Here is a 21,191-nt window from a genome sequence, read left to right on the forward strand (position 1 = left end):
CCGTCCCCGTTCCCCCGCAGGGGGCCTCACCTGGGCTTACGGCGAGCCCGCCGCAACCCCAGTAGACTCGACAACTCTGCTTTCCGCGCGTGTGCCTACCCGGTCGGGTGGTGTGCTCGCGCCTGTTCGCGGTGACAAGGAGTTCAGTTTGCCCGATCTCACTCAGGACCGTGCCGCCCACGACGGCGCTCCCGAGCGGACCCGCGAGACCGAGCAGGAGCAGGCATACCTGTCGGTGCTCTACGAGCGGCTCGACGAGATGCGCGACTACGCGCGCAACCGGCTGCGCACCGTGCTGCTGGAGACCGGCGGCACCCCGCAGGCCCGCAGCGAGCGGGAGTCCTTCAGCCAGCTCTACACCGAGGACCTGGCGAAATACGACGCCGCCGAACACGGCCTGTGTTTCGGCCGCATCGATCTCGACGGCGCGCAGGAGGAGTACCGCTACATCGGCAGGCTCGGCATCCTCGACGAGAAGGACGACTACGAGAGCCTGCTGCTGGACTGGCGCGCCCCGCTGGCGCGGCCGTTCTACCTGGCCACCACCGCGGCGCCGGACGGCGTGACCCGGCGCAGGCACATCCGCTCGCGCAACCGCAAGGTCACCGCGATCAACGACGAATACCTCGATCTCGAGGCCGCGCGCCGGGCAGGCGTCACCGGCGCCGACGGCGGGGTCGGCAGCGAGAGCGCGCTGCTGTCCGCGCTGAACGCCGCCCGCACCGGCCACATGAACGACATCGTCGAGACCATCCAGCACGAGCAGGATGCGATCATCCGCTCCGAGCACAAGAGCGTGCTCGTCGTCCAGGGCGGGCCGGGCACGGGCAAGACCGCCGTCGCGCTGCACCGCGCGGCGTATCTGCTCTACACCTATCGCCAGCAGCTCGCCAAGAGCGGCGTGCTGATCATCGGACCGAACGCCACCTTCCTGGACTACATCGGGCAGGTGCTGCCGTCCCTCGGCGAGACCGGCGTGCTGCTGTCCACCATCGGCGATCTCTATCCAGGGGTGCGGGCGGCCCGCGAGGACTCGCTGCGGGCCGGCGAGATCAAGGGATCGCTGACCATTCTGGAAGTGCTCAAGCAGGCGGTGCGCGACCGGCAAGAGGTGCCCGCCGAACCGATCCGGCTGAGCTTCGACGGTTATCCGGTCACGCTGGATCGCAAGATCGCCACCAAGGCCCGCGGGCGCGCCCGGTCCTCGCGCCGCCCGCACAATCTGGCCCGCCCGATCTTCGCCGCGTCGGTGATCGACGCGCTGACCGATCAGCTCGCCCAGACCATGGGCGCCGATCTGTCCGGCGGCCCCAGCCTGCTCAGCTCGGCCGACCTCACCGAGATCCGCGACGAGATGCGCGCCGACCCGCAGATCCAGACGGCCATCGCGAAACTCTGGCCGATCCTGTCCCCGCAGGACGTGCTGGCCGACCTGCTCGCCGACCCCGAGCGGCTGGACCGGGCTGCGCGCTCGCTCGACCCCGCCGACCGGGCCGAGCTGCTGCGGCCGGACGACGGGCAGTTCAGCGCCGCGGACGCGCCGCTGCTGGACGAACTGGCCGAACTGCTCGGCGTGGACGACACCGAGGAACGCGAACGCGCCCGCCGCCGCTGGCGCACCCAGATCGCCGAGGCGCAGGACGCCCTCGACATCCTCACCGGCTCGGCGCCCCAGGATCTGGAGGACGACCTCGACCCCGAGATCCTGATGGCCTACGACCTGATCGACGCGAGCCAGCTGGCCGAACGCCAGGACTTCCGCACCCGCCAGACCACCGCCGAGCGCGCCGCCGGCGATCGCACCTGGACCTACGGTCACGTGATCGTGGACGAGGCGCAGGAGCTGTCGGAGATGGCCTGGCGCATGGTGATGCGGCGCATTCCGAACCGGTGGGTCACCGTGGTCGGCGACGTCGCGCAGACCGGCGACCCGGCGGGCGCGTCCTCCTGGCAGCGGATGCTGGAGCCGTACGTCGCGTCCCGGTGGAAGCTCACCGAACTCACCGTCAACTACCGCACGCCCGCCGAGATCATGGACGTCGCCGCTGACGTCCTCGCCGCCATCGATCCGGCGGCGACCGCGCCGCGCTCGGTCCGCGAGACCGGCGTCGTGCCGCGTGCGTACCGGGTCGCGCCCGGCGACGTGCACGACGAGGTGGCCCGGCTGGTCGCCACCGAGACCGGGCCGGGCACCACGGCGGTGATCGCGCCGCAGGCGCTGACGGCCGGGCTGGCCGACCTCGCAGGCCAGGCCGTTCGGGTGCTGACCGTGCACGAGGTGAAGGGCTTGGAGTTCGACGCGGTCTACCTGGTGGAACCGCAGGCCATCCTCGACGAATCACCGCGGGGGCTCAACGATCTGTACGTCGCGCTGACTCGCGCCACCCAGCGGCTCGGCGTGGTGCACAGTGCGGACCTGCCCGGCGTGCTCGCCCGGCTGCGCTGAACGGACGCCACCCGCCGAAACGACGAAAGGCTCCGTGCCATCTCGCGCTCGGCGAGAACACGGAGCCTTTCGACCGTCGCGGGACTCAGCGCACGGTGTGCACGATCAGGACGTCGGAGCGGGACTTGCGCGCCACGTCGGAGGGCACCGAACCGAGCAGCCGCCCGGCCAGCGTGTTCAGGCCCCGGTTGCCGACGACCAGCAGGTCGGCGTCGACCTCCTTGACCAGCGCCAGCAGCGACTCGACCGGCTCGCCGACGATGGCGCGCTCGACGATGTCGGCCGCACCCGCCGCGATCGCCTTGTCCCGGGCGATGCGCAGGATCTCGTTGGTCGGCGCGGAACCGCGTACCTGGTATGCCTCCTCCTTGAGCACGTCGGCCGCGGCGGCGACGTCGCGGTCGTCGGTCGGGTAGTACGCGCAGGCCACGATCAGGGTCGCGCCGGACACGCCGGCCAGAGCGCCTGCCTTCTCGACGGCGACATACGACGAGTCCGAGCCATCGGTACCGACGACAATGGTCCGGTAGGCGGTCATTCTCTCCTCCAACTATGCGGTGGGTCGGGTGCCGCGCGCGGGTTCGTCCCGGCTCGACCGGGGCGTCGGCGCGGCGACTGGGGTCGACCATAGCGGCAAACGGTGCGGAAATTTCAGAAATCGCAAGACATCACACTGGGGGTGCTCGACCATTCCCGCCGCGGATTCGCCAGGGAATGCGAGAAAGGCCGGACCAACCAGGGCAGACTCAATTCCAGGGAACTAAACCTGTGAGGTGCCACAACCGCTTCGAACCCCATTGCGGGCCTGGGATATTCATCACAGAGCCAGGTCCGTCACACGAAGACCGGCCCGTCCCGCACGTGAATCCACGCGCCCGGAACGGGCCGATCGGCGCCGGAGCACCGTGCAGCCAGAGCCACTGCCGAAGGTTTGCCCAGAATATGCCGAGAATCGCTCCTGCACCGTCTATGGCTTCGCCTTCCTGCGGCGAAAAGGACGCGCAGAATTAGCGCGCGGGGCCGCGGCCTACAGGTCGAAAAGCGGTCCGGTGATGGTCAATCCGAGTTCGTCGACATGGGCGAAGAACGCGAACAACATCAGGGCGGCGCCGGCCAGGGCCACGTCCTTGCTGAACTGGATCAGCTCGGTCTGCTTGGCCTCGCCATCGGTCTCCTGCCAGAACCGGTGCATCACGAAAGCGGTCGGCAGCAGCCCGAGGACGAGCAGCAGCGATCCGAGGTCGGCCCAAATGCCCAGCAGCACGCTCAGACCGCCGAGGGCGAACAGCGCGCCCGAGCCGAACACGGCGGCCTTGGCCATCGGCACGCCTTTACTCTGCGCATACCCCGCCATCGCTTCGGTGCGGGTGAAATGGCCGAGGGCGGAGGTCAGGAACAGCATCGCGAACAACACGCGTCCGATCAGCACCACGACATCCATGTCCAGCTCCTCGCTGTCGGGCAACTACGTCCTCGTCGGCATGACCTTGGCGGTGACCTCGTTGCGGAAACGTAGCGAATTCTTGGCGTATTCCAGGGGGGCCATACCCACTTCCGTGGTGAACTCACGCGAGAAGTGCGCTTGGTCGAAATATCCGAGATCCGCGGCCAACGCGGCGAGGTCTTCGGTACGGCCTTTCGCGAGCAGTTCGGCGCCGTCCTGCAACCGGTAACGCCGCAGCACCCATTTCGGTCCCGCGCCGACGTACCGGCGGAACATGCGCTGCAGCGTGCGGGCGGGCACGCCGAACCGCTCGGCGATCTGATCGACCCTGGTCAGCTCCTGGTCGGTGGCCATGGCATCGACGATGCGCAGCACCAGCCGGTAGGTCGGGTCCTCGACCGCGGGACGGTCCGCGAGGTACTCCTCGACGACGCGGCAGCGCTGGTCGACCGTCGGCGCGTCGAGCACCCGCTCGGTCAGGCGCGCGCCTTCGGGCAGCACGTCGGCGACGGGCACCGCGCGGTCGCGCAACGAACCGACGTCCACGCCGGTGAACGCGCCGAATCCGCCCGCCCGGAAACGGATTCCGAACGTCTCACCGAGCCCGCCGAGTTCGCGCGTGAACTTCGTGGTGACCACACCGTTGACGAATCCGCCGGTCCGCGACTCCGACCGTTCGAAGGTGACGTTCACGCTCGGATACGACAGCACCTCCGCCCGATACGGCGGCCTGCCGCGCAGGTCCCAGCGCACCGCCCAGTACCACTCGACGTAGCGGTCCACCACGGAGCCCGGCGGCACACGGACCAGGGACCGGTGCCTCGCCTGCTCGTCCGGATGCAGGATTCCCTTGGTGTCGGTGGGCGCGAGGGGATTGCGGGCCTGCGGCGGCTCGGCGGCGGGTTCGGCGCTACGCGGCACGATGTCGCTTTCTTACAAGACCCGCCGGCCGCGACCGGCAAAAGTAGTGGCCATGACGAACACAGTGAATCCCATCGCCGACGGCTACCACTCGATCACCTGTTTCCTCGCGGTCGGTGACGGCAACAAGGCTATCGATTTCTACACCGCCGTTTTCGAGGCCGAGGTGATCACTCGCAACGACCTGCCCGACGGCCAGCCGGCCCACGCGGAACTGAAGATCGGCGACTCGACCCTGCAGCTGGGAATGCCCATCCCGGACAACGGCGTGCTGGCGCCGAACGGCGAGTGGGTGCACACCTCGATCGTGCACTACTGCCCCGACGTCGACGCGGTGGTGCGGCGCGCCGTCGAACACGGCGCTCGCAAGGTCGAGGAGCCGCAGACCTTCGTGACCGGCGACCGGTTCGGCGTGGTGATCGATCCCTTCGGCCACCGCTGGGCGGTGCTCACCAAAGTGGAGGATGTCTCGCGCGAAGAGGCCGAGCGCCGGGTGAACGAATGGCTGGCCACCCAGGCCTGACGGCTCGGCTGCCTCCGCGGTCGTTCTAGGGACGGCCTGCGGAGGCGGCGGCGGCGCGCCCCGGGTCAACTCAACCCGGCGGCGTCCATGCCGCGCAGTTCCTTCTTGAGATCCGCGATCTCGTCGCGCAACCGCCCGGCGAGTTCGAACTGCAGCTCGCGGGCCGCGTTCATCATCTGCGCGGTCAGCTCTTTGACCAGATCGGCGAGTTCGGCACGCGGCATCGACTTGACGTCGCGGCCCTCGTAGACACCCGCGCTCACCGCCCGTCCGGGCTCGCCCTGCGCCCGCCTGCCGCGGCTGGCGTTGCGCCCGGAGCCGCCGACCTCGACCTCGGTCTCGTCGGCCTCGCGGTACACCTGGTCGAGGATGTCGGCGATCTTCTTGCGCAGCGGCTGCGGATCGATCCCCATCTCCTCGTTGTAGGCGATCTGTTTCGCGCGGCGGCGCTCGGTCTCGTCGATGGCGAACTGCATGGAGTCGGTGATCTTGTCCGCGTACATGTGCACTTCGCCGGAGACGTTGCGCGCGGCGCGGCCGATGGTCTGGATCAGCGCGGTGGTACTGCGGAGGAATCCTTCCTTGTCCGCGTCGAGGATCGCCACCAGCGACACCTCGGGCAGATCGAGACCTTCGCGCAGCAGGTTGATGCCCACGAGCACGTCGTATTCGCCGAGCCGCAGCTGCCGCAGCAGCTCGACGCGGCGCAGCGTGTCGATCTCGGAGTGCAGGTAGCGCACCCGCACGCCAAGGCCGAGCAGGTAGTCGGTCAGATCCTCGGCCATCTTCTTGGTGAGCGTGGTCACCAGCACCCGCTCGTCGCGCTCGGTGCGTTCCCTGATCTCGTGGATCAGATCGTCGATCTGCCCCTTGGTCGGCTTCACCACGACCTTGGGGTCCACCAGGCCGGTCGGCCGGATGACCTGCTCGACCACCTCACCGCCGGTCTGCCCGAGTTCGTACGGCCCCGGCGTGGCCGACAGGTACACCGTCTGCCCGATCCGGTCGGCGAATTCCTCCCAGGTCAGCGGACGGTTGTCCACCGCGGACGGCAACCGGAAGCCGTACTCCACCAGGTTGCGCTTGCGGGACATGTCGCCTTCGTACATCCCGCCGATCTGCGGGACGGTGTTGTGCGACTCGTCGATGACCAGTAGGAAGTCCTCCGGAAAGTAGTCCAGCAGCGTCGCGGGCGCCGAACCGGCCGGACGGCCGTCGATGTGGCGCGAGTAGTTCTCGATGCCGGAGCAGAACCCGACCTGCCGGATCATCTCCAAGTCGTACTGGGTGCGCATGCGCAGCCGCTGGGCCTCCAGCAGTTTGCCCTGCCGCTCCAACTCGGCGAGCCGATCCTCCAGTTCGGCCTCGATGTCGCGCACCGCGCGTTCCATTCGCTCCGGTCCCGCCACGTAGTGGGTGGCGGGGAAGATCCGCACCATGTCGACCTGGCGGACGACGTCGCCGGTGAGCGGGTGCAGGTAGTACAGCGCCTCGATCTCGTCGCCGAAGAACTCGATGCGAACGGCGAGCTCCTCGTAGGACGGGATGATCTCCACCGTGTCGCCGCGCACCCGGAACGAGCCGCGGGTGAACGCCATGTCGTTGCGCGTGTACTGCACGTCGACCAGCAGCCGTAGCAGCGCGTCCCGGTCGATCTCCGTGCCGACCTCCAGTTGCACCGAGCGGTCGAGATACGACTGCGGCGTGCCGAGGCCGTAGATGCACGACACCGAGGCGACCACCACCACGTCGCGCCGGGACAGCAGGCTGGAGGTCGCCGAATGGCGCAACCGCTCGACGTCGTCGTTGATCGAGCTGTCCTTCTCGATGTAGGTGTCGGTCTGCGCGATGTACGCCTCGGGTTGGTAGTAGTCGTAGTAGGAGACGAAGTACTCGACGGCGTTGTTGGGCAGCATCTCGCGCAGTTCGTTGGCCAGCTGGGCGGCGAGCGTCTTGTTCGGCGCCATCACCAGCGTGGGCCGCTGCAACCGCTCGATCAGCCAGGCCGTGGTGGCCGACTTTCCCGTGCCGGTGGCGCCGAGCAGCACCACGTCGCGCTCCCCCGCCTTGATCCTGCGCTCCAGCTCGGCGATCGCGGCCGGCTGGTCGCCCGCCGGCTGGTGTTCGCTGACCACCTCGAACCGGCCGCCGACGCGCTCGATCTCGCCGACGGGGCGGAACTCCGAGTGCGCGAGCGGCTGCTCGGCGGCCCTGTCCTCGAAGCCCTCCGCCGGAATCTCGGTTGCGAATGCCATGCTCACCAGCCTAGGCCCACCCACCGACAGGTTCCCGGGTGCAGTCGGACGGTCACCGACCGGCACCGACCGAGTAACCGTCACTGTGATCTCGATCACGTCGAGGCGGCGGCGTCTCACCGCGCCGACGAGGCGTCGGGGTGCGCCGCCGAGCCGCCCGCCACTTCCCGAAGACGCCGCCGATCGGCGAGCCGACCGGCCCCGGGCGGCCGCCGCAGGCAATGAGGAATGCGCGAAAGCCGATAGGGGTATACCGAAAACAACCGGCCCGCAACACTTTCGCCGAGCACCCGCAGTCAGGCGCCGCGATCACCCCCGGGGGCCGGACAGTTACCGCGGACGGCCGCGCGAGCGCGTGCCCGCCGACGCATCGCACAACCGCGTCGAGGCCACTGCGAGCGGACCGTTACATGTCCGAAATGTCCGTTGCCGCAACAGGTTTCGTGCGGGCGAACACCTTATCGCGAACCGCGCGGCGACCCCGCGCCAGGTGTAACCTGATCTGGTTGTTCGGACGTGGTGAAGGACAAAGCCATGAGCGGTCTGCTTCCATTGCTCGTCGCCGTGCCGGCCGTGACCGGCCTCGCCGGGTACGTCGCCAGGGATATCCGCGCGGTGGTTCCCTCCGTCACCGGCGCCGCCACGGCCGCCCCACCGGGGCCGATCGCCGCGGCCACACCGGCGCCGCACCGGCCCAGGGTGGAGTTCTTCAATCTGGCCGAATTGACCAATACCGACGCCAAGGGCTTCGTCCGCCCGGTCGATCGTTTCCACGCCGAGCCGTGGGGCCTGTACATGGCCCGCCGGGTCGGCGGACCGGATTCGCACTACCTCGAATCCTGGTTGCTGCCCCAACTCTCACTGCGGGCGACGCTGGCGCGGACCAACCCGGCACACCACCGGGAACCGGTCTACCGCCTCGACGTCGGGGAGTTCACCCGCGTCGGCCAGAAGCGCTGGAAGGCGGTGGACCAGTACTTGTCCATCGCCGTGCGCCGCGGGCGCACCGCCGAACTACTCGGGGTCGACGAGCTGCTCGCCGCGCACGCCGCCGGGCTGGTCGACACGGCGCAGGCGCACCGGGCGTTCGAGCGGGCCACGGCCGTGCTGGACGGGCTGGCCGCGCACGAGCACCGCGTGGAGAGCTGGCTGGCCACCCACGGCATCGTCCTCACGTGGATGTAGCCCGCGGATTACTGCCCCGGCTCGACGCGTCGAGAACGGCGGTAGATCCTTGATACATGACGCAGGCACCCATCGTCGACGTGCACCGGCCCAAAGTGGAGTACTTCAACATCGCGGATCTGACGAACACGGATCCGAAAGGCTTCGTGCGCCCGGTCGAGAAGTACCACGTCGAGCCGTGGGGCCTGTACATGGCCCGCACCTCGGATCATCCGCAGTTCCACTACATCGAGTCGTGGTTGCTGCCCAAGCTGCACCTGCGCGCGACGATCTTCCACTATCTTCCGGCGCATCGGCGCGACCAGGACTTCTACCTCGACATCGGTGATTTCACGGCGGTCGCCCCGAAGAAGTGGAAGTCCGTCGATCACTACCTCGACATCGTCGTGCGCTCCGCGCGCGAGACCCAACTGCTCGACGTCGACGAGCTGATCGCCGCCCACGCCGCCGGGCTGATCAGCCTCGCCGACGCCGAGGCCGCCGTGCAGCACGCGACCGCCGCCATCGACGGCATCGCCGCCAACGGCCACACCTTCGAGGGCTGGCTGGAAACCATGGACATCACCTTGACCTGGCTGTAGCCCAAGCCGTGTGGCACACTCGCCGGTCCGCTAGGGCGCCGACGAATCCCGCCAAGCGAGCGCCCTGGGATAAGCGGCGTCGAACCAGGGCTCCTTGACCCCGAGATAGACCGCGGTCGCCTCCGCGCCGCTCAGTCCAGCCGCCTTGGCTTCGCCCTCGCGCTTCACGGCGACATACTCCGCGCGGGCCTCGGCGTCGGCCCGCAGCCAGTCCCGCAGCAGCAGCGCGTACTGCTGCCCGGGCGAACCGTCGACGCGCACGTGCACGTTGGCCAACCGGCCCGGATCGGCGCTCTGATGAAAGCGCTTGGTCCACAGCGTGAGGTCTACACCCGCGGGGTCCTGCGGCGTCGGCTTGGGATTGTCCTGGGTGTTCTCCGGCCGCACGGGGAATCCCGCCGCACCGAGGGCGTCGCGCAGGCCGTCGGCGGCGGCCAGATCGGCGACGGTGATCTGCAGATCGATCACATCCTTGGCGGGCAACCCCGGCACCGAGGTGGAACCGATGTGATCGATCCGGGACGCGGCGCCGCCGCAGGCCACCCACAACCGGGCGATCAGCCGCTGCGCGTGCGCCGGCCAGGACGGATCGGCGGGCACGAGCCGGATGTCGCCGCGGCGCGCGGGCGTCCCGGCCCGCAGGTTCCGCTCGAACGGCACCAAACGCTCGGCCCACAGCCTGCGTACCTCGGCCTCGACCGCACCCGGCGCGCCGCTGTTGTCCAGCAATACATCGGCAACGGCCCGGCGCTGTTCGTCGGTGGCTTGTGCGGAAATACGCGCGCGCGCATCGGCTTCGGCGACGCCACGGAATTCCACCAGACGGCGGATACGCGTTTCGGCATCGACGTCGACAATGAGCACGAGATTCATCAGCGGCGCCAGACCGTTTTCCACCAGAAGCGGAATATCCTGCACCACAACGGCGTCCGCGGGCGCGGCGGCGATCAATTCCGCCGTGCGTTTTCCGACGAGTGGGTGGGTGATCGAATTCAGTTTCGCGCGCGCCGCGTCGTCACCGAAGGCCTTGGCCGCCAAGGCCGACCGATCGAGGCTGCCGTCCGCCGCGAGGATGTCGGCGCCGAACGCATCCACCAGCGCGGCCAGGCCCTCGGTGCCCGGCTCCACCACCTCCCGGGCGATCAGGTCGGAATCGATGACCACCGCGCCGAGGTCGGCGAGCGCCCGGGCCACCGTCGACTTCCCCGCTCCCATGCCTCCGGTGAGGCCGATTCGTAACATTCGACCAGTCTCGCATCCGGACCGGGCTCGGGCGTCCGCCGCCCCGATCGCGTCCACCCGGCCACGAAGCCGATTCGGTCGATTACCCGATGGGCCCGCGCATTCCACCACTCGCGGCGCCATTTGCCCGTTCCGTGACAACGCCGAGACCGATTCGCAACAATTCCGGATGTTTGCCGTTGCGCGGCGGCGACTTTCCGACACGCCGAGGCAATTACTCGGGCAAAATACTCTGCCGAGCACTTTCGTTCCGCTAATCTTCGCCGTGGCGATCCAGGCCGACACCAGCGAAGCAAAGGAACACCATTGGGCACCAGAATCAACCAGACGGGTCGCCACCGCCTGGGCATGGCGGGGCGAGTGCACTGCATTCAGATCCCCGCTGTCGCGGCGGCGCTCGCCGAGCACCGCCGCTCTTGGTTCACCGCGTTCATCAGTCCCGCGCGGCACAGTTTCGCTGCCATGCGGAACCGTCCGGCCGCACCCGCGGTCCGGTGGGTACCTGCTACCGCAAGCTGAACCCGAGTTCGAAGTGGCCCAGCCTCTCGCCAAGGCTGGGCCACTGTTTTGCGCGCCCGGTTTCGCTGTGCGGCACGATGATCCGTCCACCGCATCACCCCTTGCGCAACCCGAAATGCAAGTACAGATGCAAGGTCGCTTACCCGCGGTACCGCCCAGCGCTCCGGTAGGCACAGCACCCCACGATGGTTGCGGTCGCAGTAAAACCTCGAGTCGTGCGACGAACGACACCCTCGGTCCGTGTCGTGTGGAGGAATGTTTCCCGAATTCCGGGTGATTTTTCGCGCACGTCCGAGCGGGCGGTGCAGTGGTCGATCCCGAGCCGAGCCGTGCCGCCGTCCCCGGCAATGGACGGACCCGCGGTAAGGAAGACACGGCGCCGAAATACCGATACAGCAAAACGGTGACGGTGTTGGCGACGTGTACAGCGGCGTAATATCCGCCACATTCGAGCCCTACGGATTATCGATCCGGCGCATCTCCGGCAATCTCGGGTTACGACGCCAAAGACCGGCGATCCGCGCCTGCCACGGGGCATCGGCCGGGTCACGCGGTCGCGGAAGGGCGCCGCCGAGCCGGATTCGGCAGCCCCAGGGCGGTGTTGAGCCGGTAGGCCCCGCCCAACCCGTGGAAGATCGCCATGCTCAGACCGCCGACGCCGATGCTCACCGCGCCGGCCCACGGATGATCGGCCAAGTCGGCCCAGTACACGATCAGCGCCGTCAGCAGCAGTCCGAGGAATCCGGCCACGGAATTGCGCACGGGCGCGTTACCCGTCACGTTCGGGAACTCCTCCCCCATCATCCCTTTCACTCTCGAGCTCGAGGGCCTGCGGGACGCGCTGCCGCAGCGCGTCGTCGCCTTGCTGCCACGCTTTTCACGACATCGCGCACGGGCCCGCGGAGCCGGGCTCCCGCGCGACGACGCCACCGGCACGCTAGACCGGCACCAGCGCCCGCGCCGCGCGAACAGGGCGTCCGGCGTCGCCGTCGATTACGGCTTCCCAGCCGCCCTGCACATCCACGCAGAGCCGACGCCGCTCCGGAAGCACCGTGGCGGCTCGTACCTAAAAGCCGAGAGACCGGACCAGGTCACGCATCTCGACGCGGAAAAGCTTGGCCGGGTCCTGTGATTGCGGATACAGGTGGCCGTACACCTCGAGCGCGATCGGTCCATGCATCCGGCCCCACATACGCAGTGCGAGGGCGAGCGCGTCGGGAGGCAGCTCCGGGAACTCGGACCGGACATGCTCGGCCAAGCCCGCGTCGAAGTCGGACCACGCGCAGTCCTCCACGGACTGCGTCGCCGCGGCTTGGGGCCACGCGGCGGCCGCGAGACCGACCAGGCCGGTGCAGGCGCGCAATTCGGCCGCGGCGGCGGCCCCGCCCGGCGGCGGCCGATAACCGGCGACCGGATCGCCGTAGATGAGCCGGAATTCGGCGGGCCGCTCGACCGCCCATGCACGCACTGCTTCCGCCCAGGCGACGATGCGCCCTGCCGGATCGTCGACCGGAACGGCGTCGCGCGCGGCTTCCAGCCGGTCGACCAAAGCGGTGTAGACGTCCGAGATGAGCGTGGAGATCAAGTCGTCGCGAGTGGCGAAGTAGCCGTAGATCGCGCCCGCCGTCATCCCTATCTCACGGGCGATGGCCCGCAGCGAGATCGCGTCCGGGCCGCCCTCGGCCAGGAGCCGCATCGCGATCGTCTCGATGTCCTCCAGCGTCTGGGCGCGCAGGCGCTCCCGGCGACTTCTCACGATCTCGGCCACGGTTGACACCCTACAGTGTTCGGCTACTATCTGCCGTATTCTTACTGAACGCCGTGTAGTAAATGAATAGCGTTAAGGAGTGGTCATGGATATCGGTGTGTTCGGCGCGACCGGCATCATCGGATCGCGCGTCGTCAGCGAAGCGCTGCGCCGGGGGCACCGGGTCACCGCCTTCACCCGCGATGCGGCGCGGTTTCCGGCCCGGCGCGGGGACGAGGCGTGGGCGGTGGCCGACTGGCTCGACGCCGGCAGCATCGCCGAGGCGATCACCGGCCGCGACGTCGTCGTAAGCGCTGTGAACGCCGGCCACGGCATCGCCGACACCATCGCCAGGGCGGACGATTTCGTGGTGGGCGCGCGGGCGATGGTCGCCGCGCTCGACCGGCAGCCGCGCGTGCGCCTGATCGCGGTGGGCGGGGCGGGCAGCCTCGAGGTGGCACCCGGCATGCAACTGCTGGACACCGGAGAGGAGTTCACCCGCACCCTCACCGAGGTGCTCGACGTGCCCGCTGAGTACGCCCGCGTCGTGCGCGCATTACGCGAGGCCTTGAACATCTATCGGCTGTCCAACCGCAAGTGGACCTATCTGAGCCCCTCCTCCGGACGGATCAATCCCGGCGAGCGCACCGGCCGCTTCCGGATCGGCGGTGATCAACTCCTGGTCGGCGGCCCGGACATCTCCGCGGAAGACGTGGCCGTCGCCCTCCTCGACGAAGTCGAACTGCCACGCTTCGTCCAGCGCCGCTTCACCGTCGGCTACTGAGCGGACGCACCAGGCGGAAGCCGCGCTCCACCACGATCGCCACGTCTGCGGGACCTGGCCTCGGCCAGGTGGCCGGCGCGAACGCCGACCGAGCGCGGCTCGCAGCGGCTGCCGCGATGGGGTCGGCAGCGTGCGAATGATCACCGGCGCCCTGTGCGCCGCACCGCTGTCGCGTGCCCGACCGCTGCACATGTCCACAGCACGGGCCCGATCATCGACCACCGCCCGCTTGCAAGAGCTGACCATCGGGACCGGTGCCGGGCACGCGGTTTCTGTCGGACCCCTCCGACACAATACGAAGTGTCGGACGTCGATCTGGTTGCCACACAAAGTAATCCGCAACCCGAGAGATAGGGGTCCTCATGCCCGACGTCAAAGCTTCGACGCCCGACCGACGCGCCGTGGACCACGAAGAGCCCGTGGCCTTCACGGCGGAAATCGACCGGCACCGGTCCCTGCTGCGCCCCGCTGCGCAGGATTACCGGTGGCGCGTGGCCCAGCGGATCGAGCACCTGGATCCGTCGGACCAGGAGCCGTGGCTGCGGCAGGCGGACCAACTGGTCGAGTCGCTGATGATCGACCCGGTCCGGCACAGCGATTTGGACTTGGATGCTTACCGAGCCATCCGGGACGGCATCCCCGTCCACTACGACACCGAACGCAGAACGTACGTCTTGCGTCGCCCGGGGCAGGACCCGCTGGTGATCCGCCCCGGATTGCCCGAGCATCGACTCGGCGTCATCGCACGGCTGGCCTCGCGCGGATTGCGGCTCGAACAGATACAGGTCGTCGCGCTCACCACGGCTCAGATGGTGGCGCCGCACGAGGCGGCACGGCGACCCGCGCACGCGCCACAAGTCGAACGCGGCGGTACCACGAAGACCTCGCGCACCGGGAAGGTCTGAAGGCGCTCAGCGAAAACGACTGTGCCCCAACCGAATGCCGGTTGGGGCACAGTCGTTCGAACTATTGCCTATCAGGCGTTGCCGGACAGCTTCTCCCGCAGCGCCGCCAGCTGGGCGTCGCTGGCCAGCGAACCACCGGCGGGCTCGGCCTGGCTGGCGGAGGACTGCGAACCGCTCTCGGAGGAGTAGTTCGACGCGCCGCCACCGTTCGCGGCCTCGGCCGCGGCGTCGGCCGCCATCTTCTCCATCTGCGCGGTGTGCATCTTGTGGCGACGCTCCGCCTCGGCGTAGCGGCCTTCCCACTCCTCGCGCTGCTTGTCGAAGCCCTCGAGCCACTCGTTGGTGTCGGGGTCGAAGCCCTCGGGGAAGATGTAGTTGCCCTGCTCGTCGTAGCTGTCGGCCATGCCGTACTTCGACGGGTCGAACTCGGCGTGGTAGTCCTCGTTGGCCTGCTTGAGGCTCAGCGAGATCCGGCGGCGCTCCAGGTCGATGTCGATGACCTTGACCATCGCGTCGTCGCCGACGGCCACGACCTGGTCCGGCACCTCGACGTGGCGCTCGGCCAGCTCGGAGATGTGCACCAGGCCCTCGATGCCCTCCTCGACGCGGACGAACGCGCCGAACGGAACGAGCTTGGTGACCTTGCCCGGCACGATCTGGCCGATCGCGTGGGTGCGGGCGAACTGACGCCACGGGTCTTCCTGGGTCGCCTTGAGCGACAGCGAGACGCGCTCGCGGTCCAGGTCGACGTCGAGCACCTCGACGGTGACCTCGTTGCCCACCTCGACGACCTCGGACGGGTGGTCGATGTGCTTCCAGGACAGCTCGGAGACGTGCACCAGACCGTCCACGCCGCCCAGGTCGACGAAGGCGCCGAAGTTGACGATCGAGGAGACCACACCCTTGCGGACCTGGCCCTTCTGCAGCTGGTGCAGGAACTCGCTGCGGACCTCGGACTGGGTCTGCTCCAGCCAGGCGCGGCGGGACAGCACCACGTTGTTGCGGTTCTTGTCCAGCTCGATGATCTTGGCCTCGATCTCCTTGCCGACGTACGGCTGGAGATCGCGGACCCGCCGCATCTCGACCAGCGACGCGGGCAGGAAGCCGCGCAGGCCGATGTCGAGGATCAGGCCGCCCTTGACGACCTCGATGACGGTGCCCTTGACGGCCTCGTCCTTCTCCTTGAGCTCCTCGATGGTGCCCCACGCACGCTCGTACTGCGCCCGCTTCTTCGACAGGATCAGGCGGCCTTCCTTGTCCTCCTTGGTGAGAACAAGGGCCTCGACCTCATCGCCCACGGAAACGACCTCGTTGGGGTCGACGTCGTGCTTGATGGAGAGTTCGCGAGAGGGGATGACGCCTTCGGTCTTGTAACCGATGTCGAGCAGGACCTCGTCGCGATCGACCTTGACGATGGTTCCTTCGACGATGTCGCCGTCGTTGAAGTACTTGATCGTGGCGTCGATGGCGGCGAGGAAATCCTCGGCGGAGCCGATGTCGTTGACGGCTACCTGCGGCGAGGTGACGGTGGTGGGCATATGTCGGTTTGCTCCGGACGGATTGTGGTCGGTTGCGGACATTGGAACTTTCGGTACGCTGCGATCTCACCGCGAGGTGTGAAGACGGACACTTAGGAACGTACCGCACGCGACGCGCGTGAAACTCAGCACGGGTTGAACTCCGGTACGGTTGTACGGAAGACACTCGCGCGTTCAGCGTACGCGACCTCGGTCCGGGCGGGCAAACCGTCGGGTCGCCACGCCGATAGTCTGATCGGCGTGTCGGAAGATCGCCATGCGCAAGCAAACGCACTGCTCGGAACGGCGGGCACGGCGCGGACCCGGATCGGATCGGCGGCCAGCAGGGTGGCCAGCCGACGGTGGTGGGACGCCGATGCCGCCCAATACCACGAGACGCACGGGGATTTCCTCGGCGTCGACTCCGCCGGCGGCGAGTTCGTGTGGTGCCCCGAGGGTCTCCACGAGGGCGATATGCGATTCCTCGGGGATGTCTCCGGCAAGCGGGTGCTGGAGATCGGCTGCGGCTCGGCCCCGTGCTCGCGCTGGCTGGCGGGACAAGGCGCGCGTCCGGTCGGGCTCGATCTGTCGCGCGGCATGCTGGAGCGGGGCCTGGCGGTGATGGCGCGCGGCGGTCCGCGGGTGCCGCTGGTCCAGGCGGACGCCGAGGCCCTTCCGTTCGCGGAGGCGTCGTTCGATCTGGCCTGCTCGGCGTTCGGCGCGGTGCCGTTCGTCGCCGATTCGGGGTTGGTGATGCGCGAGGTGGCGCGCGTGCTGCGGCCGGGTGGACGCTGGGTCTTCTCCGTGAACCACCCGATGCGCTGGATCTTCCCGGACGATCCCGGCCCGGCGGGGCTGACCGCCACCATCCCGTACTTCGATCGCACGCCTTACGTCGAGCTCGACGGCGACGACGTGCCCGTCTACGTCGAGCACCACCGCACCATCGGCGACCGGGTCCGGGAGATCGTCGCGGCGGGACTGGTGGTGGAGGACATCGTCGAACCGGAATGGCCGGAGTGGCTCGAGCGCGAATGGGGGCAGTGGAGCCCGCTGCGCGGCGAGTTGTTCCCCGGTACGGCCATCTTCGTCACGAGGAAGCCCGGACCGTGAGGTGCCGGTCGTCGATCAGCTCGAGGAGGGATACCTCGTGGCTGACCAGCAGCATCTGCGTTCGGGGCAGGTCGATGAGCTTGTGCAGGCTGTCCCGGAAGGCTTCGGCCTCCGCCATGGTGTCGAAATCCAGCTCCACGAGCACCCGGTTCGGGTTGTGCGTGAATCGGGCCACCCGGCAGTTGCGAGCTCCGGCCTCCGCGAAGAACTGCTCCAGACCGTCGAACGCGGGCTTCCACGTCTCGTAGTCACGCACGGTGTCGTCGATGTGCACGATCGTGGTCATCATTTCCCCTTTCGGTGCCGATGGCCGGACATTTGCTGACACCTTGCAGTCTTCGCGCCCTCGAGCCAGGGCACCATCTCTGATCGGTATCGAGGTCGTGTCACTGCGACTTCGGTTTGCGCCCCGCCTGCTCCAGCGCCAGACGCAGCGCGTATTCGATCTGGGCGTTGATACTGCGCAGGTCGTCGGCCGCCCACTTCGCGATGGCGTCGTGGACGGCCGGGTCCAGGCGTAGCAGCAGTTTCTTGCGCTCGGCCATGGGCAGTCCGCCTCAGGAGTAGAGCGAACCGGCGTTGACGACGGGCTGGGTGGGACGGTCACCGCACAGGACGACGAGCAGGTTCGACACCATCGCCGCCTTGCGCTCCTCGTCCAGTTCCACCATGCCCTCCTGGGTGAGCCGCTCCAGCGCCAGCCCGACCATTCCGACCGCGCCTTCGACGATCCTGGTCCGCGCCGCGACCACCTGGGCGGCCTGCTGGCGAACCAGCATCGCCTGGGCGATCTCGGGCGCGTAGGCGAGGTGGGTGATCCGCGCCTCCAGCACCTCGATACCCGCCATCTCGGTGCGTTCCCGCAGTTCGACGGTCAGTTCCTCGGCCACCTCGGCGCCGTCGCGCAGGCTGGTGGTGTCGGCCTCGTGCGCGTCGTACGGGTGCGTCGTGGCCAGGTGCCGGACGGCCGCTTCGGACTGGGTCTCGACGTACTCCTCGTAGTCGTCGACGGCGAAGGCGGCCTTGAAGCTGTCCACCACCCGGTAGACGACCACCGCGGCGATCTCCACGGGGTTGCCGTCGGCGTCGTTGACCTTCAGCTTCTGCGTCTCGAAGTTGCGCACGCGCAGCGAGATGCTCTTGCGGTCGGTCAACGGGAGCACCGAGAAGAAGCCCGGTTCGCTCACCGAGCCGACGTAGCGGCCGAAGAACTGGACCACCTTGGCCTCGTTCGGGTTCACCACCGTCAGCCCGGTCGCGAGCAGCAGCAGGACGACGACCACGACGGTCGCCGCCACCGCGCCGCCCACGGCGAGGGCGTTGCCGTCCCGGGCGCCCACGACGAAACCGAGCGCCGCGCCGCCGCCGAACAAGACCGTGAGCACGAACCACCCCAGCAGCACCAGGAAGCCGTTGACGTGGAACGCGGGTCGAAACTGCATGACATCCTCCCAATATCAGAGTGATATCACGAAGATAGCATGCTGCCGCCGCGCCCGGCCAGAGCGCGGCGGCGGCGAATCACCCGGCGTCCGGCCGGATATTACGGTTGAAGCGGAACAGATTGCGGGGATCGTGCCGAGCCTTGAGCGCGGCCAGCCGGGCGTAGGTGTCCGGCCGATACCCCGCTCGGGTCTGTGCCTCGTCCGCTTCGGCGCCCGCGCCGTAGAGGAAATTCAGGCTGTGGCCGAGCGTCCACGGCGCCAGCGCTGCGCGGATTCTCGCCCGGGTCGCGGTGTCGGCCGGATCGGTGATGATCCGCACGATGTACGCCGCGTCGCGATGGTCCACCGCGATCCCGGCGTCGCCGGTGCGGGCCAGCGCGCCACCGAGATGACGCACGTCGACGACCGCCCCGGCGCCGGATTCCGGGCCGGCGACGTCGAGCAGGGCCGCGGCAGTCTCCGCGGTGAACTCGCCGAGCAGGGCGTTGGTGGCCGCGTAGGCGTGCGGGTGGTCGGGGTCGCTGTGAATGGTGTGCGACTCGGTGTACGGCATGGCGCGCAGGTCGTCCTTCAGGCGTTCCCCGACCGCCCGCAACGGCGCGACCAGTCGTTCGCCTTCCTCGGCGGGCCCGTTGTACGCGATCCGGACCGAGGCGACGTACCGTCCCCGCAGCGGCGCGGGCACCTGCGGGATGTCCGGGAAGGCCAGCATGGTGACCGTCGAGGTCACTTCGTCCGGCACGGTCGCGGTCCACCGCCGCCACGCCTCCAGCGCCCGCTCGACCAGCGGCGTGTCGAAGACCAGCTGTCCGCCGTACACCGTTTTCACCGGAACCAGGCCGACCTCCAGCCCCGTCACGACGCCGAAGTTGCCGCCGCTGCCGAGCACCGCGCCGAACAACTCGTCCTCCGGCGTCAGAGTGCGCACCCGGCCGTCGGCGGTGACCAGCTCGATCGTCCGCACGTGCTCGGCCGCGTAGCCGAACTGACGCGCCAGCAGCCCGACGCCGCCGCCGAGCAGATAGCCCACCACGCCGACCGACGGCGACGAACCGTTCAGCGGCGCCAATCCGTGCTCGGCCGCCGCCTCGACCAGCGCGCCGGCACGCACCCCCGCGCCGACGTACGCGGTCCGGCGGGCCGGGTCGATCCGGACGCCCGTCATCCGCCGGGTGCTGATCAGCAACCCACCGTCCGTGGCGACGGACAGCCCGTGGCCGGTGGCCTGCACGGCGATCGGCAGATCGTGGCGCGCGGCGTACTCCACGGCGGCGCGCACGTCCTCGGCGTGCACCGCCCCGACGACCAGCGCGGGCCGGTGCGTATAGGCGGTTTGGAAGCCGGCGATCTCCGCGTCGTAGCCCTCGTCCCCGGGGCGGAAGACCGGACCGGTGAAGATATCGAGCTTTTCCGTGGTCTGTGCTGCGTTGTTTCCCATGCTTCGACCATGCTCCACGAGGCGTCAGAAGTAAAACAGATACTTCTTCTGAACGTTATAATGATTAGTTATGGAATTGCGGCAACTCCGCTACTTCGTCACCGTCGCGCAGGAGGCGAGCTTCACGCGCGCCGCGGCACGGCTGCACTTGGCTCAGCCGGGGCTCAGCGCCCAAATCCGGCAATTGGAGCGCGAACTCGGCCATCCGCTGCTCGACCGCGGCGGGCGCGGCGTCACCCTGACCGAAGTCGGCGCCGCCGTCCTGCCGCACGCGCGAGCGGCGCTGGCCGCCGGCGAGCGAGTCACCCACACGGTGGACGAGTTCACCGGCCTGCTGCGGGGTCGAGTCCGGATGGGCCTCATCTCGGGGGCGGCGGTCGAGGAGTTCGACGTCGCCGCCGTGCTCGCGGACTTCCATCACGACCATCCGCAGGTCGGCATCAGCCTCACCGAGGACACCTCGGAGCGGATGCTCGCCGCCCTCGGCCGGGGTGAGCTGGACATGGCCCTGATCGGCCTGACCGGCGCGGAGCTCGATCCTGCCATCGGCATCGAAGTAGTGCTGGAGACCGCGCTGGTGGCCGCGGTCGCGGCGGCGGAGCCCAGCTGCGGTCCCGAGTTGCCGCTCATCGCACTGCGCGATCGTCCGCTGATCTGCCTGACACCGGGCACCGGCATTCGCGGCGTCTTCGAGCGAGCCTGCGCGGCGGCCGGATTCGAGCCCGGCATCGCCTACGAGGCGGCGGCGCCCGCGCTGCTGCTGCGCCTGGCCGCACGCGGTCTCGGCGTGGCCGTCGTGCCCGAGCTCACCGCCGCGGAGGCCGCGGCCTTCGGGGTGCGGACCATTCGCATCGTCGAGCCGGAACCGCGTGGGCGGCTCGCCCTGGCCTGGCGCACCGACCGCCCGGCGAGCCCGGCTGCCAAGGTGCTGCTGGGACAGTTGCGCCTCGCCTTGCGCACCGATACCTGAGCCCAGCGACCACCCACCCGGGCGTCGCGACCGAACTGCTGCTCGCGCGGCCGGACAGCACCGCCCTGCCCACCCACCGCCCACCCCGCGTCACGCGACCCGACGCCCAATGTCCAGCTCGGGCAGGTGTGCACCGCCCTCCGCGCCGACAGGAAG

20 protein-coding genes are annotated in these 21,191 nt (G+C 68.9%); 8 read left to right on the forward strand and 12 right to left on the reverse strand.

What is annotated here, in order from left to right; all coding sequences use genetic code 11:
- Positions 1–148 precede the first annotated feature (148 nt).
- On the forward strand, positions 149–2,446 hold the full coding sequence (locus QMG86_RS21255) for a HelD family protein (protein WP_281874385.1): 2,298 nt from the start codon (positions 149–151) through the stop codon (positions 2,444–2,446).
- 85 nt (positions 2,447–2,531) lie between these two features.
- On the opposite strand, the gene QMG86_RS21260 is transcribed toward QMG86_RS21255, so the two are convergent.
- The 3 genes from QMG86_RS21260 to QMG86_RS21270 all read right to left on the reverse strand — a co-directional run bounded on the left by QMG86_RS21260 (position 2,532) and on the right by QMG86_RS21270 (position 4,811).
- A complete protein-coding gene (locus tag QMG86_RS21260; RefSeq protein WP_159845679.1) occupies positions 2,532–2,984 on the reverse strand; it encodes a universal stress protein in 453 nt (150 codons plus the stop codon).
- 489 nt (positions 2,985–3,473) lie between these two features.
- Positions 3,474–3,911 carry a DoxX family protein gene (locus QMG86_RS21265; protein ID WP_350356340.1) on the reverse strand — a complete coding sequence of 146 codons (438 nt, stop codon included), beginning with the start codon at positions 3,909–3,911 and terminating at the stop codon, positions 3,474–3,476.
- Positions 3,912–4,811 carry a helix-turn-helix domain-containing protein gene (locus QMG86_RS21270; RefSeq protein ID WP_281874388.1) on the reverse strand — a complete coding sequence of 300 codons (900 nt, stop codon included), beginning with the start codon at positions 4,809–4,811 and terminating at the stop codon, positions 3,912–3,914.
- Positions 4,812–4,863: 52 nt separating this feature from the next.
- Here QMG86_RS21270 and QMG86_RS21275 point away from each other — a divergent pair, with 52 nt between their 5' ends.
- Positions 4,864–5,334 carry a VOC family protein gene (locus QMG86_RS21275; RefSeq protein ID WP_281874390.1) on the forward strand — a complete coding sequence of 157 codons (471 nt, stop codon included), beginning with the start codon at positions 4,864–4,866 and terminating at the stop codon, positions 5,332–5,334.
- A gap of 65 nt (positions 5,335–5,399) precedes the next feature.
- Here QMG86_RS21275 and uvrB read toward each other — a convergent pair whose 3' ends face one another.
- Positions 5,400–7,589, reverse strand: coding sequence for an excinuclease ABC subunit UvrB (uvrB, locus tag QMG86_RS21280; protein WP_281874392.1), 2,190 nt, complete (start codon positions 7,587–7,589; stop codon positions 5,400–5,402).
- A 534-nt stretch (positions 7,590–8,123) separates the two neighbouring features.
- On the opposite strand from uvrB, the gene QMG86_RS21285 reads away from it, so the two are divergent.
- Together QMG86_RS21285 and QMG86_RS21290 are read left to right on the forward strand one after the other, a co-directional pair.
- Positions 8,124–8,774: a ribonuclease FAU-1 family protein gene (locus QMG86_RS21285; RefSeq protein ID WP_281874394.1), complete on the forward strand. Its 651-nt coding sequence runs from the start codon at positions 8,124–8,126 to the stop codon at positions 8,772–8,774.
- A 56-nt stretch (positions 8,775–8,830) separates the two neighbouring features.
- Positions 8,831–9,355, forward strand: a complete 525-nt coding sequence (locus tag QMG86_RS21290) for a ribonuclease FAU-1 family protein (RefSeq protein ID WP_281874397.1) — start codon at positions 8,831–8,833, stop codon at positions 9,353–9,355.
- Positions 9,356–9,385: 30 nt separating this feature from the next.
- On the opposite strand, the gene coaE is transcribed toward QMG86_RS21290, so the two are convergent.
- The 3 genes from coaE to QMG86_RS21305 form a co-directional block, all read right to left on the reverse strand.
- Positions 9,386–10,597: a dephospho-CoA kinase gene (gene coaE / locus QMG86_RS21295; protein WP_281881055.1), complete on the reverse strand. Its 1,212-nt coding sequence runs from the start codon at positions 10,595–10,597 to the stop codon at positions 9,386–9,388.
- A gap of 1,065 nt (positions 10,598–11,662) precedes the next feature.
- Positions 11,663–11,920 carry a hypothetical protein gene (locus tag QMG86_RS21300; protein WP_281874399.1) on the reverse strand — a complete coding sequence of 86 codons (258 nt, stop codon included), beginning with the start codon at positions 11,918–11,920 and terminating at the stop codon, positions 11,663–11,665.
- 262 nt (positions 11,921–12,182) lie between these two features.
- Positions 12,183–12,884 carry a TetR/AcrR family transcriptional regulator gene (locus QMG86_RS21305; RefSeq protein WP_281874400.1) on the reverse strand — a complete coding sequence of 234 codons (702 nt, stop codon included), beginning with the start codon at positions 12,882–12,884 and terminating at the stop codon, positions 12,183–12,185.
- A gap of 85 nt (positions 12,885–12,969) precedes the next feature.
- Here QMG86_RS21305 and QMG86_RS21310 point away from each other — a divergent pair, with 85 nt between their 5' ends.
- Together QMG86_RS21310 and QMG86_RS21315 are read left to right on the forward strand one after the other, a co-directional pair.
- Positions 12,970–13,647: an NAD(P)-dependent oxidoreductase gene (locus QMG86_RS21310; protein ID WP_281874401.1), complete on the forward strand. Its 678-nt coding sequence runs from the start codon at positions 12,970–12,972 to the stop codon at positions 13,645–13,647.
- A 362-nt stretch (positions 13,648–14,009) separates the two neighbouring features.
- Positions 14,010–14,552 carry a hypothetical protein gene (locus QMG86_RS21315; protein WP_281874403.1) on the forward strand — a complete coding sequence of 181 codons (543 nt, stop codon included), beginning with the start codon at positions 14,010–14,012 and terminating at the stop codon, positions 14,550–14,552.
- Positions 14,553–14,623: 71 nt separating this feature from the next.
- On the opposite strand, the gene rpsA is transcribed toward QMG86_RS21315, so the two are convergent.
- Positions 14,624–16,090, reverse strand: a complete 1,467-nt coding sequence (gene rpsA, locus QMG86_RS21320; protein ID WP_063022430.1) for a 30S ribosomal protein S1 — start codon at positions 16,088–16,090, stop codon at positions 14,624–14,626.
- Positions 16,091–16,330: 240 nt separating this feature from the next.
- Between rpsA and QMG86_RS21325 the strand changes: the two genes are divergently transcribed.
- Positions 16,331–17,182, forward strand: a complete 852-nt coding sequence (locus QMG86_RS21325; protein ID WP_281874408.1) for a class I SAM-dependent methyltransferase — start codon at positions 16,331–16,333, stop codon at positions 17,180–17,182.
- Here the strand turns inward: QMG86_RS21325 and QMG86_RS21330 are convergent.
- The 4 genes from QMG86_RS21330 to QMG86_RS21345 form a co-directional block, all read right to left on the reverse strand.
- Entirely contained in the window at positions 17,160–17,468 is a 309-nt protein-coding gene (locus QMG86_RS21330) for a hypothetical protein (protein ID WP_281874410.1), read from the reverse strand. The two genes, QMG86_RS21325 and QMG86_RS21330, sit on opposite strands and share 23 nt — an antisense overlap.
- Positions 17,469–17,568: 100 nt before the next feature.
- Positions 17,569–17,727 carry a type II toxin-antitoxin system antitoxin gene (locus QMG86_RS21335; protein WP_168434213.1) on the reverse strand — a complete coding sequence of 53 codons (159 nt, stop codon included), beginning with the start codon at positions 17,725–17,727 and terminating at the stop codon, positions 17,569–17,571.
- A 12-nt stretch (positions 17,728–17,739) separates the two neighbouring features.
- On the reverse strand, positions 17,740–18,624 hold the full coding sequence (locus tag QMG86_RS21340; protein ID WP_281874412.1) for an SPFH domain-containing protein: 885 nt from the start codon (positions 18,622–18,624) through the stop codon (positions 17,740–17,742).
- 79 nt (positions 18,625–18,703) lie between these two features.
- Complete coding sequence (locus tag QMG86_RS21345) at positions 18,704–20,065, reverse strand: FAD-binding oxidoreductase (protein ID WP_281874413.1); 1,362 nt, start codon at positions 20,063–20,065, stop codon at positions 18,704–18,706.
- Positions 20,066–20,135: 70 nt separating this feature from the next.
- Here QMG86_RS21345 and QMG86_RS21350 point away from each other — a divergent pair, with 70 nt between their 5' ends.
- Positions 20,136–21,035 carry a LysR family transcriptional regulator gene (locus QMG86_RS21350; RefSeq protein WP_281874415.1) on the forward strand — a complete coding sequence of 300 codons (900 nt, stop codon included), beginning with the start codon at positions 20,136–20,138 and terminating at the stop codon, positions 21,033–21,035.
- The last annotated feature ends 156 nt before the right edge of the window (positions 21,036–21,191 follow it).

This window comes from Nocardia sputorum (assembly GCF_027924405.1).
Taxonomy (GTDB): Bacteria; Actinomycetota; Actinomycetes; order Mycobacteriales; family Mycobacteriaceae; genus Nocardia; species Nocardia sputorum.